Annotated in this window: 11 protein-coding genes; 6 read left to right on the forward strand and 5 right to left on the reverse strand. The window is 73.4% G+C overall.

Going from position 1 to position 14,053, the window contains the following annotated elements:
- Together VGR37_02710 and VGR37_02715 are read right to left on the reverse strand one after the other, a co-directional pair.
- Positions 1-835 (reverse strand): nucleotidyltransferase domain-containing protein (locus VGR37_02710; GenBank protein ID HEV2146303.1); only part of this gene is annotated, 835 nt, incomplete at its 3' end.
- Between the two features lie 127 nt (positions 836-962).
- Positions 963-1,889 carry a TIGR01777 family oxidoreductase gene (locus VGR37_02715; GenBank protein ID HEV2146304.1) on the reverse strand — a complete coding sequence of 309 codons (927 nt, stop codon included), beginning with the start codon at positions 1,887-1,889 and terminating at the stop codon, positions 963-965.
- A gap of 601 nt (positions 1,890-2,490) precedes the next feature.
- Here VGR37_02715 and VGR37_02720 point away from each other — a divergent pair.
- Positions 2,491-5,025: a lamin tail domain-containing protein gene (locus VGR37_02720; GenBank protein HEV2146305.1), complete on the forward strand. Its 2,535-nt coding sequence runs from the start codon at positions 2,491-2,493 to the stop codon at positions 5,023-5,025.
- 369 nt (positions 5,026-5,394) lie between these two features.
- A complete protein-coding gene (locus tag VGR37_02725) occupies positions 5,395-6,687 on the forward strand; it encodes an aminotransferase class I/II-fold pyridoxal phosphate-dependent enzyme (protein HEV2146306.1) in 1,293 nt (430 codons plus the stop codon).
- A gap of 190 nt (positions 6,688-6,877) precedes the next feature.
- Here the strand turns inward: VGR37_02725 and VGR37_02730 are convergent, their stop codons facing one another.
- On the reverse strand, positions 6,878-7,159 hold the full coding sequence (locus tag VGR37_02730; protein HEV2146307.1) for a DUF3006 domain-containing protein: 282 nt from the start codon (positions 7,157-7,159) through the stop codon (positions 6,878-6,880).
- 154 nt (positions 7,160-7,313) lie between these two features.
- Between VGR37_02730 and VGR37_02735 the strand changes: the two genes are divergently transcribed.
- Positions 7,314-7,928, forward strand: a complete 615-nt coding sequence (locus VGR37_02735) for a TlpA disulfide reductase family protein (GenBank protein HEV2146308.1) — start codon at positions 7,314-7,316, stop codon at positions 7,926-7,928.
- Positions 7,929-8,041: 113 nt separating this feature from the next.
- Positions 8,042-10,897 carry an insulinase family protein gene (locus VGR37_02740; protein ID HEV2146309.1) on the forward strand — a complete coding sequence of 952 codons (2,856 nt, stop codon included), beginning with the start codon at positions 8,042-8,044 and terminating at the stop codon, positions 10,895-10,897.
- A gap of 86 nt (positions 10,898-10,983) precedes the next feature.
- On the opposite strand, the gene VGR37_02745 is transcribed toward VGR37_02740, so the two are convergent.
- Entirely contained in the window at positions 10,984-12,189 is a 1,206-nt protein-coding gene (locus VGR37_02745) for a transglycosylase SLT domain-containing protein (GenBank protein HEV2146310.1), read from the reverse strand.
- Positions 12,190-12,374: 185 nt separating this feature from the next.
- On the opposite strand from VGR37_02745, the gene VGR37_02750 reads away from it, so the two are divergent.
- Positions 12,375-12,965: a methyltransferase domain-containing protein gene (locus VGR37_02750; GenBank protein ID HEV2146311.1), complete on the forward strand. Its 591-nt coding sequence runs from the start codon at positions 12,375-12,377 to the stop codon at positions 12,963-12,965.
- Here VGR37_02750 and VGR37_02755 read toward each other — a convergent pair.
- Positions 12,950-13,384, reverse strand: coding sequence for a hypothetical protein (locus VGR37_02755; protein ID HEV2146312.1), 435 nt, complete (start codon positions 13,382-13,384; stop codon positions 12,950-12,952). The two genes, VGR37_02750 and VGR37_02755, sit on opposite strands and share 16 nt — an antisense overlap.
- Before the next feature lie 155 nt (positions 13,385-13,539).
- Here VGR37_02755 and VGR37_02760 point away from each other — a divergent pair, with 155 nt between their 5' ends.
- The gene (locus VGR37_02760) at positions 13,540-13,992 is read left to right on the forward strand and encodes a hypothetical protein (GenBank protein HEV2146313.1); all 453 of its coding nucleotides are present in this window, start codon (positions 13,540-13,542) and stop codon (positions 13,990-13,992) included.
- Positions 13,993-14,053: the final 61 nt, after the last annotated feature.

Here is a 14,053-nt window from a genome sequence, read left to right on the forward strand (position 1 = left end):
GGAACCGGCCGTCCCGGGCCGCGCGGGTGTGCAGCCGCACGACGGCCGGGAGGCAGCGCAGCACGAAGGCGAGCGACCGGCGGGGCCGCCTGCGGAGCTCCAGCAGCTCCGCCAGCGCGCGGTCGGCCCCCGCCCCGCGGAAGAACGCGACCTCCTCCTCCAGCGGGGCCCATCGGCGGCGAACACAGTAGAAGCAGCCGTGGAGCGAGTGCTTGAGAGCTCCCATCGCGTGGCGGGTGGCGTCGGGGACGACCGGGAACGCCGCGGCGCTCAGGACGAGCCGGGACGCGGATGCGAACAGCGCCCTGAACACGTCCAGCCGCCGGATCGGCGGGACCGGGACGCGGGGGAGCAGGTCCTCCCCCCACACCGTCACGGCGGAGTCGACGATGCTGGCCAGCACGATCCGGTCGGTGAAGAGCGCCTCCACCGGCCGGAGGCCGAGGATGCGGGCCACGTCCCCGGAAAGCAGGTCGCTCCGTGTGCAGACGAAGCAGGGGAGCGCGTTCCCGCCCGCGCGCTCCATGAACCGCGCCAGCGCGCTCGTCGGACGTTGCCGCGCGGCCCGGAACCCGTGGGCGACCTCCAGGCGCGCCGCCTCCGCCCGGACGCGGCGCCGGTCCTCCTCCGACGCGCCGTCCGGGAGCACCACGACGAGGTCCACGTCGGACGCGCCTGCAGAGAAGCCGCCGCGCGCCGCGCTGCCGAACAGCACCACGCAGGTCAGGGCGCCGCCGCCCCCGGTGCACGCGCCCACGAGCGCGTCGAGGTAGCGCTGGACGCGGGCAGGGCGCCCGGGTGGCGCCGGCGGCGGGGACAGGGGTGGTGCCGTCATCCAGGGGGCGCCCGCGAGGCGCTCTGCGCGTGGAGCCGGAAGGGGCTTTCGGTGAACAGGGCGGCCGCGGAACAGATACGGGGAGAGAGGCGGGTTGAGCAAGAGCGCCGCCGCCGCTCCGCCCGCGCTACCTCCCCAGCGCCGCCCGGAGCGCCCCCTCCAGGTCCGGGTACTCGAAGACGAACCCCGCCTCCCGCAGCTTCTCCGGCACGGCGCGCTGGCTGGCGAGCAGCGCTTCGTCCGCCATCTGCCCCAGGGCGAGCTTCAGCGCGAACCCGGGGACGCTGAAGAAGGTGGGGCGGCCCAGGACGCGGCCCAGCGCCTCCGTGAACTCCGCGTTGGTGGCGGGGTTCGGCGATGTGAGGTTGGCCGGGCCGGAGAGCGCGTCCGTGCCGATGGCGAAGCGGACCGCCTCCACCACGTCGTGCAGGGCGACCCAGCTCATCCACTGCCGGCCGCTCCCCATCTTCCCTCCCACCCCCAGCTTGAACGGGGTGAGCATCTTCCCCAGCGCGCCGCCCTCCCCGCTCAGCACCACCCCCATGCGCGGGTGCACCACCCGGATCCCCGCCTCCCGCGCCGGGTCGGCCGCGGCCTCCCACGCGCGGCACACCTCCGCCAGGAAGCCGCTCCCGGAAGCCGACGACTCGTCCAGCACCTCGTCGCCGCGGTCGCCGTAGTAGCCGACGGCCGACGCGCTCACCAGCACGCGCGGCTTCGCGGCGAGGCCGGCGAGCGTCCGCGCGAGGAGCCCGGTGCCCTGGACCCGGCTGTCCAGGATGCGCCGCTTCCGCTCCTCCGTCCAGGGCGGCTGCCCCACGTTCTCCCCGGCGAGGTGCACCACCGCGTCCGTCCCCTCCAGCGCGTCCGCGTCGATCTCGCCGCGCGAGGGGCTCCAGTACACCTCGTCCCCGCCGGGCGCCGGGCGCGAGCGGACCAGGCGGAGCACGCGGTGCCCTCCGGCGCGGAGGGCGCCGACCAGCGCGGTGCCGATCAGGCCGGTGGAGCCGGTGACGGCGACCCGCAGCGCCGCGTGGGGATCGGGTGTGGACATCGGACCGGACGGCGGAGGGTGGCGGACCGCGACCCGCCACGATGCCGCAACAACGCGGCCAGGCGTGCCGAGGGGTCTGAGGCACGGGTGCCGGCGGCGCCTTGACTTCGGATGAAAACTGTTTATCTTCGTGCGTCGCCGCTGTTTGCGCGGTGGCGGGGCCGGCGGCCGAAGGGGCGACCCGGAGGCCGCGGAACCACGGAGCTTCGGCTCCGACGGAGTCCACGCCCGATGTTCAACCTGAACGAAGGAGGTGATCCCTTGGCCAATTCGAATGCTGTTCGTTCCCTGACCCGGGCAAGCGATCGCCGCGTCGGCTAACGCCGAACTGCGCAGCGAACTTTCTCCGCAGCGGCGCGAGCCGGTCGGCATCGCGTCGGGGAGCGGCAGAATCAAGGGGCCGTCGGATGATCGTCATCCGGCGGCCTCTTTGCGTTCCCGATCCCCGGGCGCGGCCCTCCCCTTCCCCCCGCGCCGCCCCCGCACGTTTCCCGGGCGTGATGCTTGCGGGTGACTTTCCTGTCGCATAACGCACGGCCCCGTCCGGGGCCGCCGCGTTGCCGCCGCCCGGCGGCTCCCACCCCGACAGGCCGGAGAATTCATGCGTCACCTGTATGGAGCGTGCGCGCTGGCCGCGCTGGCTTTCGCCAGCGCGTGCGCCGATCGCGCACCCCTGGAGCCCGCCGGGCCTGCGGCCCCGGCCCTCGCCGCGGCCGGGCCGCGGCTCGTGATCAACGAGGTCATGGCGGACCCCGCCGCCGTCGCGGACGACGCCGGGGAGTGGTTCGAGGTCCACAACTGGGGCACCGCCGCCATGGACCTGCAGGGGTGGACCGTCGTCTCGAACAATGACGCCGCGCACGTCGTCGCCACCTCGGTGAGCGTCCCGGCCGGCGGGTACGTGGTGCTGGGCCGCAACGGGAACAGCAAGCAGAACGGCGGGGTCACCGTCGGCTACGTGTACGGCACCGGGCTGACGCTGGCGAACTCCTCCGACTGGCTGGTGCTCCGCGACCCCTCCGGCGCGACGGTGGACTCGGTCGCCTGGAGCAGCGTCCCCGCGGGGGCGTCACGCGGGGTGAGGGATCCCTCGGTGGACAACACGGCGATGGGTGGGACCAACTGGACGACGCAGACCACCGCGTACGGGAAGGGGGACAAGGGGACTCCGAGGGCCCGCAACGACGGCCAGGTCGCCCCGGTGGCTGCCGTGACGGTGTCGCCCTCCTCGGCCACGGTCGGCGCGGGGGCGACGCAGCAGTTCACCGCCACCGCCACCGACGACGCGGGGAGCACGGTCGCGACGACCTTCACCTGGACCAGCGCGGACCCGGCCGTCGCCACGGTGGACGGGAGCGGCCTGGCGACCGGCGTGGCCGCCGGGACCGCCACCATCCGCGCTACGGCGCCGAACGGGGTGTACGGCGAGGCCACACTCACGGTGGGCGCCGGGACCGGCGGGGGCGGCGGCGGAGCGATCGTCGTCAACGAGGTGATGCCCAACCCGAACGCGGTGGCCGACGACGCGGGAGAGTGGGTGGAGGTGTACAACTGGGGCTCCGCGAGCGTGGACCTGCGCGGGTGGATCCTCGCCTCCAACAACGACGCCGCCCACACCATCGCCACCTCCGTGGTGGTCCCCGCGGGCGGGTACGCGGTGCTGGCCCGGAACGGGAACGGCGGCGTGAACGGCGGGGTGAGCGCCGCGTACGTGTACGGCACCGGCCTCACCCTCGCCAACTCCGCGGACTGGGTGGCGCTCCGCGACGCCTCGGGCGCGACGGTGGACTCGGTCGCCTGGAGCAGCGTCCCGACGGGCGCCTCCCGGGGGGTGGCGGACGCCTCGCAGGACAACACGGCGATGGGCGGGAGCAACTGGACCACCCAGACGTCCGTCTACGGGAGCGGCGACAAGGGGACGCCCGGCGCGCGCAACGACGGGTACGTCTCTCCCCTCCCCGCCGGTCCGCCGGCCACGGTCACGGTCTCTCCCTCGTCCGTCACCGTGGAGGTCGGGAGCGCACAGCAGCTCTCCGCCACCGCGGTGGACGCGAACGGGAAGACGACCAGCACCACCTATGCGTGGAGCAGCTCCAGCCCCGCCGTCGCCACCGTCGACGCGGCAGGGCTGGTGACCGCCCTCGCGGCGGGGAGCGCCACGATCCGCGCCACGGCGGAGAACGGGGTGTACGGCGAGGCCGCCGTGACCGTCGTGACCCCGCCGCCGCCCGGGAGCGCGTCGGAGCTGGTGGTCCGGGTGCTGGACATCGGGCAGGGGGACGCCAACCTCATCACCAACGGAACCAGCCGGGTGCTCATCGACGGCGGCCCGGACTCGCTGCGGATGGGGCGGCTGCTGGACTCGCTCAGCCTGAACAACTCCACCATCGACGTGGTGATCCTGTCGCACCAGCACTACGACCACCACGCCGGGCTGCGCGAGCTGTTCAATTCCGCGCGCGGCATCACCGTCCGCTACTTCTTCGAGAACCGGGACGCGTACAACAACGCGGCGCTGCAGCAGCTCCGCGACTCCGTGGACGCGCGCGCCTCGCGCGGGCAGCTCACGGTGCGCGACACGGACGACCCGTGCGGCAACGGCTCGGCCGTCTGCACCGTCACCCTGAACGGCGGGGCGAAGCTGCACGTCATGCGCCCCAACCCGGCGGGCTCCACCCCCAACAACCGCTCCACCCCGGTGAAGCTGGTGGGGCCGGACTCGGCCAGCTTCAGCATGTGGTTCGCGGGCGACGCGGAGCACGAGGCGCAGGAGTGGTTCGTGGGCGGCGCCGGGTACGCCGTGTTCCCGGGGATGAAGGTGAACGTGGTGAAGGGAAACCACCACGGGAGCTGCAACGGGGTGCGGAGCAGCTTCGTGCGGGCCACCGACCCGGACTGGGTGACCTTCTCGCTGGCCGTGGACAACAGCTACGGCCACGTGCACGACCAGACCAAGGAGATGTACTCGTCGTACGGGAAGCCCTGGTACCGCACGGACCAGAACGGCACCGTCACCATCCGCTCGCCGGGGACGGAGGGGGGCGGCTACACGGTCTCGGTCACGCGCGGCGGCGTCAGCAGTAGCGGGCCGGTGGATCGGGCGTCGAGCCAGGCGGGGTGCAATCCGTTGCCGTGACGGGTCGGGCGGGTTGAACTGCGGGTTCGGGCGTGCCCCCCGCGGGCGCGGGGGTCGGGCTGCGGCGCCGTAAGCCAGCAAACTACGCTGGCTAACGGCGGCGAGCCCCGCGAAACAGCCCGCGGGTCTCGCCCCTGCGGGCTCGCATCCCTCACGCGGGGCTCTCGCGCGTGGTCCCGCCGTTCTCCCCTCCCCCTTGCGGGGAGGGGCCGGGGGAGGGGGTACACGGCCGCCCCGGCGCTCAAGCGAGCGCCGGGGCGGTGTCGTTTCGCGGGTGGCGTGGTGTCCGCCCGGGCGGGAGCGTATTCTTCCGGCGGCGGGCCCTCCGGCGGGGCCGGCGGGGGTGACCTCTCGAACAGGAGGAGTGCGGTGGCGAGCGAAGCGGCAGGGGGGGCGCGGGTCTCCGCGATGGCGGGCGGGCTGGTGGGCTCGGAGATCCTCAGGATCGCGGCGGACGTCCGGGCGATGGTGGCGGAGGGGGTGGAGGTGTGCAACCTCACGGTGGGCGACTTCAGCCCGGCGGAGTTCCGCATCCCCGCCTTCCTGGAGGACGCGATCGGCGAGGCGCTGCGGACCGGCGAGACCAACTATCCCCCCTCCGAGGGGATCCCGGCGCTCCGGGCGGCGGTGGCGGCCTTCAACGAGAGGCGGCTGGGGCTCCGCTGCCCGACGGAGTGCGTCCTCGTCACCGGGGGCTCCCGGCCGGGGATCTATACCACCTACCGCGCGCTGGTGGACCCGGGCGACCGGGTGGTGTACCCCGTCCCCTCCTGGAACAACAACCACTACGTGCACCTGGTGGGCGCCGAGGGGGTGCCGGTGGTCTGCCGCGCGGAGGACGCCTTCCTCCCCACCCGGGAGCTGCTGGAGCCGGTCGTCCGGGGGGCGCGGCTCCTGGCGCTCAACTCGCCGCTCAACCCCACCGGCACCGCCTTCACGGCGGAGGCGCTGGGCGACATCTGCGATCTGGTGCTGGAGGAGAACCGCCGCCGCGGGGCGGACGAGCGGCCGCTCTACGTGATGTACGACCAGGTGTACTGGATGCTCACCTTCCCGCCGGCCGCGCACGTGGACCCGGTCTCCCTCCGCCCGGAGATGGAGCCCTACACCGTGTTCGTGGACGGGATCTCCAAGGCCTTCGCCGCCACCGGGGTGCGCGTGGGGTGGACGGTCGCGCCGCCGGACGTGACGGCGCGCATGGCGAGCATCCTGGGGCACGTGGGCGCCTGGGCCCCCCGCGCCGAGCAGGTCGCGACCGCGCGCCTCCTCCGCGAGGACGCGGCCATCGACGGGTATCACGCCACCCTCACCGAAGGGGTGCGCGCGCGGCTGGACGCGCTGTACGCCGGGCTGCTCCGCCTGCGGGAGGCGGGCTTCCCCGTGGACGCCATCGTCCCCATGGGCGCCATCTACCTGAGCGCGCGCTTCGCCCTGCACGGCCACGCCGGCCCGGACGGCGCCGCGCTGCGCACCAACGACGACGTGCGGCGCTGGCTCCTGGAAGGGGCGGGGCTCGCCGTCGTCCCCTTCCAGGCGTTCGGGATGAAGGAGGACTCCGGCTGGTTCCGGCTCTCCGTCGGCGCCACCTCCGTCCCGGAGATCGAGGCGATGTTCGTCCGCCTCCGCCGGGCCCTGGAGGCGCTCCGGCGGGACGAGCCGTAGGCGCGGAGCGGCCTCACACCGGATCCGGGTAGACCGGAGAGGGTGATCGGGAGGCGGGGGGAGGCTCAGCAGGCGGTGCGTTTGTGTGAGCCCGCTCCGCACTCGCGTCTCGCCCGGATGACCGGGCGAGTTTCGCACCGCCGGAGGAGCTTCCCCCCGCCGACCACTCGCGACATATCCGGATTCGGTATCAGAGCACGATGTCCCCGGTGGGGTGGGGACCGGGCGGCGCGCCCTCCACCTGCTCGCGCGAGCGGCGGAGGGCGCGCTCCGTTGCGTCCCGGTCCACCGCGAGGTGGAGGACCACGCGGTCCGGGCCCTCCTCGCGCGCGACGGCCACCACGTCGCCCTCGCGCACCCCGTCCGGGAGGAGCCAGAGAGGGAGGTGGAGCACGCGCCCGCCCTCCTCCGCCACGGCGGCGACGCCCTCCTCGATGGAGTCCACGGTCCAGGTCCGGCGCGGGTTCGGCATGGCGAGCCTCCGGGTCGGGGTGGGGGTGCGTACGGCCCAAGCATAGCGGGTGCGGGCGCGCGGCGGCAGGGGCGGCTGCCCGTGTCTTGATCGTTCAATTCTGTCTTGTTATGATCTACCCAGGCGTTCGCCTCCCCTCTCCCGGAGCAGCCCCATGATGGATCGGATCGGCAGAATCCTTCCCGTCGTCGCCCTCGCGGTGGCCGCGGCGCTGGTGGTGGTCCTCTCGCTCAAGGTGCGCGACCAGAACGACCGCTACGCCCGCCTCTACCAGCGCGCGACGCAGCCGTACGCGGGGATGTTCGTCCCCACCTTCCAGGCCAGCACGCTGGACGGGGCGCCGGTGACGGTGGGCGAGTCGCCGGCCTCGGGACGGCAGGTGCTCTTCGTCTTCACCACCACCTGCCCGTACTGCATGACCACGCTCCCCGCGTGGCGGGAGATCACGGCGGCGCTCGACACCGTCCGCTCGGTGCCGGTGCAGGTGTACGGGATAGCCCTGGACTCGGTGGATGCGACCCGCCGCTACCTGGCCGAGAACCGGCTCTCCTTCCCGGTGGTCCGCTTCCCGGAGGACAAGCTCGCCTCCCTCTACCGCGCGCAGAGCGTGCCGCTCACGGTGGTGCTGGACGAGCGGGGGCGGGTGATCCACTCCCGGCTGGGGGAGATGAAGGAGCGCGCGGCCATCGACTCGGTGCTGGCGGCGGTGCACCGCCCGACGGAGCCGCGTCGGAAGGCCCCCGCGCCCGCCTCGACGGCCGGGCGCTGAGCCCGGACCCACCGGAGCGCTGCCGGGTATTCTCCCTGACGGAATCCCCCCGCCGGACGCTCCGGCGGGGGGATTCGCGCCGTCCGCAGCGTTTCCCGAGCGATCCCGACCGCATGCACCCGATCCGCACCGCGTCCGCCCGCGCACTCGTCCTGCTCGGCCTGGCCGGGCTCACCGCCTGCGCCGCCCCGGCGGGCACGCCGGCGCCCCCCGCGCCGGAGCGCTCCGCCGCGCTCCCCGCTCCCGGCGAGCGCATCCCCACCGACTCCGCCGTGACTGTGGGACGGCTCCCCAACGGGCTCACCTACTACGTCCGCGAGAACCGCGAGCCGGAGAATCGCGCGGAGCTGCGCCTGGTGGTGAACGCCGGATCGGTGCTGGAGGACGACGACCAGCTGGGGCTGGCGCACCTGGTGGAGCACATGGCCTTCAACGGGACGCGGGAGTTCGCCAAGCACGAGATCCGCGACTACCTGGAGTCCATCGGGATGCGCTTCGGGGCGGACGTGAACGCCTACACCGGCTTCGACGAGACGGTGTACATGCTCACCCTCCCCACCGACAGCGCGGGGGTGATGGACACCGGGCTGCACATCCTGAAGGAGTGGGCGCGCGCCGTGGCCTTCGACCCGGAGGAGATCGAGAAGGAGCGGAAGGTGGTGGTCGAAGAGTGGCGGCTGGGGCAGGGGGCGGGGTCGCGGCTGCGCGACCGGCAGTTCCCGGTGCTCTTCCGCGGCTCGCGCTACGCCGAGCGGCTCCCCATCGGCACGCGGGAGTCGCTGGAGGGCGCCTCGCCAGAGGCGCTGCGCCGCTTCTACGCGGAGTGGTACCGCCCGGAGCTGATGGCGGTGGTGGCGGTGGGTGACTTCGACAAGGAAGAGGTGGAGCGGGCCATCCGGGAGCGCTTCTCCAACCTCGCCGCCTCGCCCGCGCCGAAGGACCGCCCGGCCTTCCCGCTCCCCGAGCACGAGGAAACGCTCTTCTCCATCGCCGCGGACCCGGAGGCCACCGGCTCCACCGTCACCGTCTACTACAAGCACCCGTACCGGGCGGAGGGGACGACCGCGGCGTACCGCGAGGGGATCGTAGAGGCGCTCTACCTGGGGATGCTCAGCGACCGGCTCTACGAGCGGACGCAGACGCCGGACGCCCCCTTCCTCTCCGCCTCCGCCTCGTCCGGGCCGCTGGTGCGGGGCACGGAGGCGCGGGTGCTCTCCGCGCAGGTGCGCGACGGCGGGGTGGAGCGCGGGCTGGAGGCGCTGCTGACGGAGGCGGAGCGGGCGGCGCAGCACGGCTTCACCGCCTCGGAGCTGGCGCGCCAGAAGGAGCAGCTCCTGCGCCTCTGGGAGCAGGTGTACGCGGAGCGTGACAAGACGCACTCGGGGCAGTTCACCGCGGAGTACGTGGCGCACTTCCTGGGCGGGGAGCCGATCCCGGACGTGGCCTCGGAGTTCGGGCTGTACCGGCGCTTCCTCCCGGGGATCACGCTGGAGGAGGTGAACCGCGCGGCGGCGGCGCGGCTGCGCGACCGGGGCCGGGTGGTGCTGGTGAGCCTCCCGGAGAAGCCGGGGCTCCGCGCGCCCGCGGAAGCGGAGCTGGCGGCGGTGCTCGACTCGGTGTCCCGCGCGCAGGTGGCGGCGTACGACGACCGCACCTCGGACCTCCCGCTGATCCCGGAGCCGCCCAAGGCCGGGCGGGTGGTCTCGGAGCGGACCGTTCCCGGGGTGGACGTGCGGGAGTGGAGGCTCTCCAACGGGGTGCGGGTGTTCGTGAAGTCCACCGACTACAAGGAGGACGAGTTCCTCTTCGCCGCGAACAGCCCCGGCGGCCTGTCGCTGGCGCCGGACTCGCTCTGGGTCCCGGCGCTCACCGCCACCGGGGTGGTGCAGGGCGGGGGCGTGGGCGAGCTGGACCTGGTGGAGCTGGGGAAGCGCCTTTCCGACAAGCTGGTGGGGGTGGGCCCCAGCATCGGCGAGCTGCGCGAGGGGTTCAGCGGCGGCGGCTCCACGCGCGACGTGGAGACCCTGCTGCAGCTGGTGCACCTGTACTTCACGGCGCCGCGGGCGGACACCACGGCCTTCCTGACGTACCAGGCCCGCGCCCGCGAGGCGCTCCGGAACCGCGACGCCAGCCCCGAGGCGGCGTTCCAGGACACGCTGCGGGTCGCGCTGGCGCAGGGGCACCCGCGCGCCCGGCCCATCACCAGCGAGACCTTCGAGCGGATGGACCTGGGCCGCTCGCTGGACTTCTACCGCGACCGCTTCGCGGACGCGGGCGACTTCACCTTCTTCTTCGTGGGGAACCTGGACCCGGACTCCCTGCGCCCGCTGGTGGAGACGTACCTGGGGAGCCTCCCCTCCACGGGGCGGAAGGAGACGTGGCGCGACGTGGGGATGCGGCACCCGCGCGGCGTGGTGCGGAAGACGGTGCGCCGGGGGATGGAGCCCAAGGCGCGGACGCAGCTCGTCTTCACCGGCACGGCCGCCTTCGACCGCGACACGCTGGTGGCGATGAACGCCATGGCGGAGGTGCTGCAGCTGCGCCTGCGCGACCAGCTCCGCGAGGACCTGGGCGGCACCTACGGCGTGGGGGTGAGCGCCTCCGCCGTGCGCGACCCGCGCCCCACCTACACGGTGAGCGTGGGCTTCGGCACCTCGCCGGAGCGGGTGGACGAGCTGACGGCGGTGGTCTTCGCGCAGATCGACTCGCTGAAGCGCGCCGGCCCCACGGAGGAGGAGCTGCGCAAGGTGCGCGAGGCGGCCCGCCGCTCGCGCGAGACGGAGATGCGGGACAACGGATTCTGGATCTCGCAGATCGTGTCGTACGTGGGGAACGGGTGGCCGCTGCAGGAGATCCTCGTCGGCGGGGAGCGGATTGCTCGCGTGGACGCCGCCGCGGTGCGCGAGGCCGCGCGCCGCTACCTGGACCGGGGGAACTACGTGCAGGTGTCGCTGGTGCCGGAGAAGTGAGTGGGAAGTGCGAAGTGCGAAACGGCGCCCCCACTGGGATCCTCCGGTGGGGGCGCCGTATTACTTTCGCACTCACGCACTGCCGTTCAGCCGGAGGCGGGCGGGATCCGGAGCGTCTGGCCGGCGCGGATCCGGTCGCCGCGGATCTGGTTCTCCTGGCGGATCTGCTCGGCGGTCACGCCGTGCCGCCGCGCGATGGCGAGGAGCGAGTCGCCGTAGCGCACCCGGTACTCGGTGACGGCCAGGGTCCGCTCCTCGCGCACGCGGGGCCAGTTCACCAGGAACGCGGTGCGCGTGCCCTCGGGGACGCGGATCACGCTCCGCCGGTCGTTGCGGGTGCGGTCCAGCGTGAGCTGCGGGTTCAGGTCCTTGACTTCCTTCACAGGGATCCCGGCGGCGCGGGCGACGGCGTCCAGCGGCGCGCCCGGGTCCACCACGACCTCCTCGTAGGTCATGGGCGCTTCGGGCTGCACCGTGTCGAAGCCGTACTTGGCGGGCTCCTTGGCGATGCGCGCGGCGGCGATCATCAGCGGCACGTAGTCGCGCGTTTCGCGGGGGAGGCGGTTCCAGATGCGGTAGTACGACTCCTCGTCGCCGCGCTCGGAGCCGGTCTCCTCGCGCATGATGCGTGCGACGCGGTTCTCGCCGGTGTTGTACGCGGCGGCCGAGAGGTACCAGGAGCCGAAGCGCTCGTGCAGCTCGGTGAGGTAGTCCAGCGCGGCGTCGGTGGACTTCACCGGGTCGTTGCGCTCGTCCACCGCCCGGTTCACGGCCAGGCCGTAGCGCTTCCCCGTCTCCTCGATGAACTGCCAGAGCCCGGAGGCCGCGGCCGGGGAGTAGGCGGAGGGGTTGAAGCCGGACTCGATCATGGCGAGGTAGATCAGGTCCTGCGGCATCCCGCGCTCGGCGAGCTTGGCCGAGATCATCGGGACGTAGCGTCCGCTCCGCTCAAGGAATCGGGTGAACTCGCCCCGCTTGCTGGTGGTGAAGCGCTCCACCCAGAAGTCCACGCGCTCGTGGTCCAGGTTGGGGAGGTCCCAGTCGGGGCCGGCCGGGGCGGTGGTCGCCACCATCGCGTTGACGGCCACCCCGTCGGGCGCGAACAGGGGTGCCGCGGGAGCCCTGCGGTGCGCGTTCTCCGCGGCGCGCGCGACCCCCATCCCCGTGCCCATGGCCCCCAGCGCGAGCACCGCGCCCCAGCGGCGCAGCGGGGCGGACCGGCGGACGCGTCCCAGGGCCTGGTCCAGGATCCCCGCGCTCCGTTCCGGCGGCGTGTGCTGCATATCGGTCATGTATCAACTCCTGGCTCGTTGCGGATAACTGCTTGGTCCGCAACGTCTTGCAAGATCAGGTCCGCGCGGGGCGGCACTTCGCCGCGCGCGCGGTCCGGAGCGCGAGCACGGGTTCTGCACGGGACTCTCTCCTGACAGGCTGCCCCCCGCGGCGGGGTCCCATTTTTTTGAGCGAGGTGAGCGAGATGGCAAAGGTGCAGGCACGGCGGCTCTCCCGCCGGGAGCAGGTGTCCCTGTTCGCCCGGAACTTCCTGAAGCACCCCCGGATGCTGGGGTCGGTGATCCCCAGCTCGCGCTTCCTCGTGGACCGGCTGCTGCGGCGCGTGGACTGGGCGCGCGCGCGGCTGATCGTGGAGTACGGCCCCGGGGTCGGGAACTTCACGGCGGAGATCCTGCGCCGCATGCACCCGGACGCGAAGCTGGTGGTGATCGAGACCAACGAGGACTTCGTGGACTACCTGCGCCAGTCGCTCCCGGATCCGCGGCTGCGGGTGGAGGCGGGCTCGGCGGCGGACGTGGTGGAGATCCTGGAGCGGATGGGGCTGGGCTCCGCCGACTACGTGATCTCGGGGATCCCGTTCAGCACCATGCCGGCGGAGCTGCGGGTGAGCATCCTGCGCGCGACGCGCGCGGCGCTGAAGCCGGACGGGGCCTTCCTGGTCTACCAGTTCTCGGGGGGCGTGCTCCCGGACCTGAAGCGGATCTTCGGGTGGGTGCAGCAGAGCTTCGAACCCCTCAACGTGCTTCCCGCCCGGCTCTTCTACTGCTCTCCCTGACGGGGCCCGGCGGGCGCGGCGCCCCCTCCGAAGTACCCCCCGGCCCACCCGCCCGCGTACACCAGCAGCGTCGCCATCCCCTCGGCCCCGACCAGCACGGGCTCGGGCGGGATGGCCGCGTCGCCCCGGACCCACCGCGCCAGCGCGAAGAGCGCCACCCCCGCAAGGTACGGGAGGGCGAAGGCGGCGGTGCGTCCGCCCCGCCGACGGGCCCCGGTCAGGCCCGCGGGGAGGCCCGCGACCAGCCCGGCCACCACTCCGGCCGTGCCGACCCGGCCGCCCGCGGTCCAGAGCCCCCCGGCGTCGAGCAAGCGTCCCACGAGGTCGAGGGCGAACGCGGTGTCGAGGAGCAGGGCGGGGAGGAGGACGAGCGCGGCGTGCGGGGCGCGAAGCGGGTGGCGGAGGTCGAGTCTTCCCATAGTTCACGACAGTGCTTGCAGAACGCGCGGGCCGGAGCTAGCTTGTGGGGTGGAGCGTTCCGCTTCCTTTCCCCTCCCCTTCCTCCAGAATGCTGATGCGCACTCTCCATGCCCTCTCCGCGGTCCTCGTCGGCGCGGCTCTCGCGGGATGTGAAATGTCTACGGGTCCGGACGACCGGCGCGTGGTGGGGATCGTCGAGTGGGTCACGCCGGGCCTCTCCCTCGGGCCGCAGGGCTCGTACGCGCCCGGCGCTCCGGCGGATCCCATGGCCCAGGCGGTCCTGGAGGCGCCCGACACGGTCGTGGCCGGCACGCCGTTCGACGTGGTGGTCCGTACCTACGGTGCCGACGGGTGCTGGCGCGAGGCGGGAGCCGAGACCGCGGCCACGGGCCTGAGCGTCGCGATCACCCCGCACGACAGGCACGAGGCGGGGGCGGGGGTCATGTGCACCATGGCGGTGGTGCGCCTCCCGCGTACGCTCCGGGTCTCCTTTCCGCAGCGGGGGCAGGGGGTGATCCGCGTGACCGGGCGGAAGGTGCTCTTCAGCAACGGCTCCGTGGCGAACCAGGGCTCCGTGACCGTCGAGAAGCAGGTCGTCGTCCGGTAGGGCTGCTGCGCGGCTCGCTTCCGGCTGGAGTCGGTTACAACAGAAGCGGGGGGGGGGGGGG

Source organism: Longimicrobiaceae bacterium, assembly GCA_035936415.1.
GTDB lineage: Bacteria > Gemmatimonadota > Gemmatimonadetes > Longimicrobiales > Longimicrobiaceae > JAFAYN01.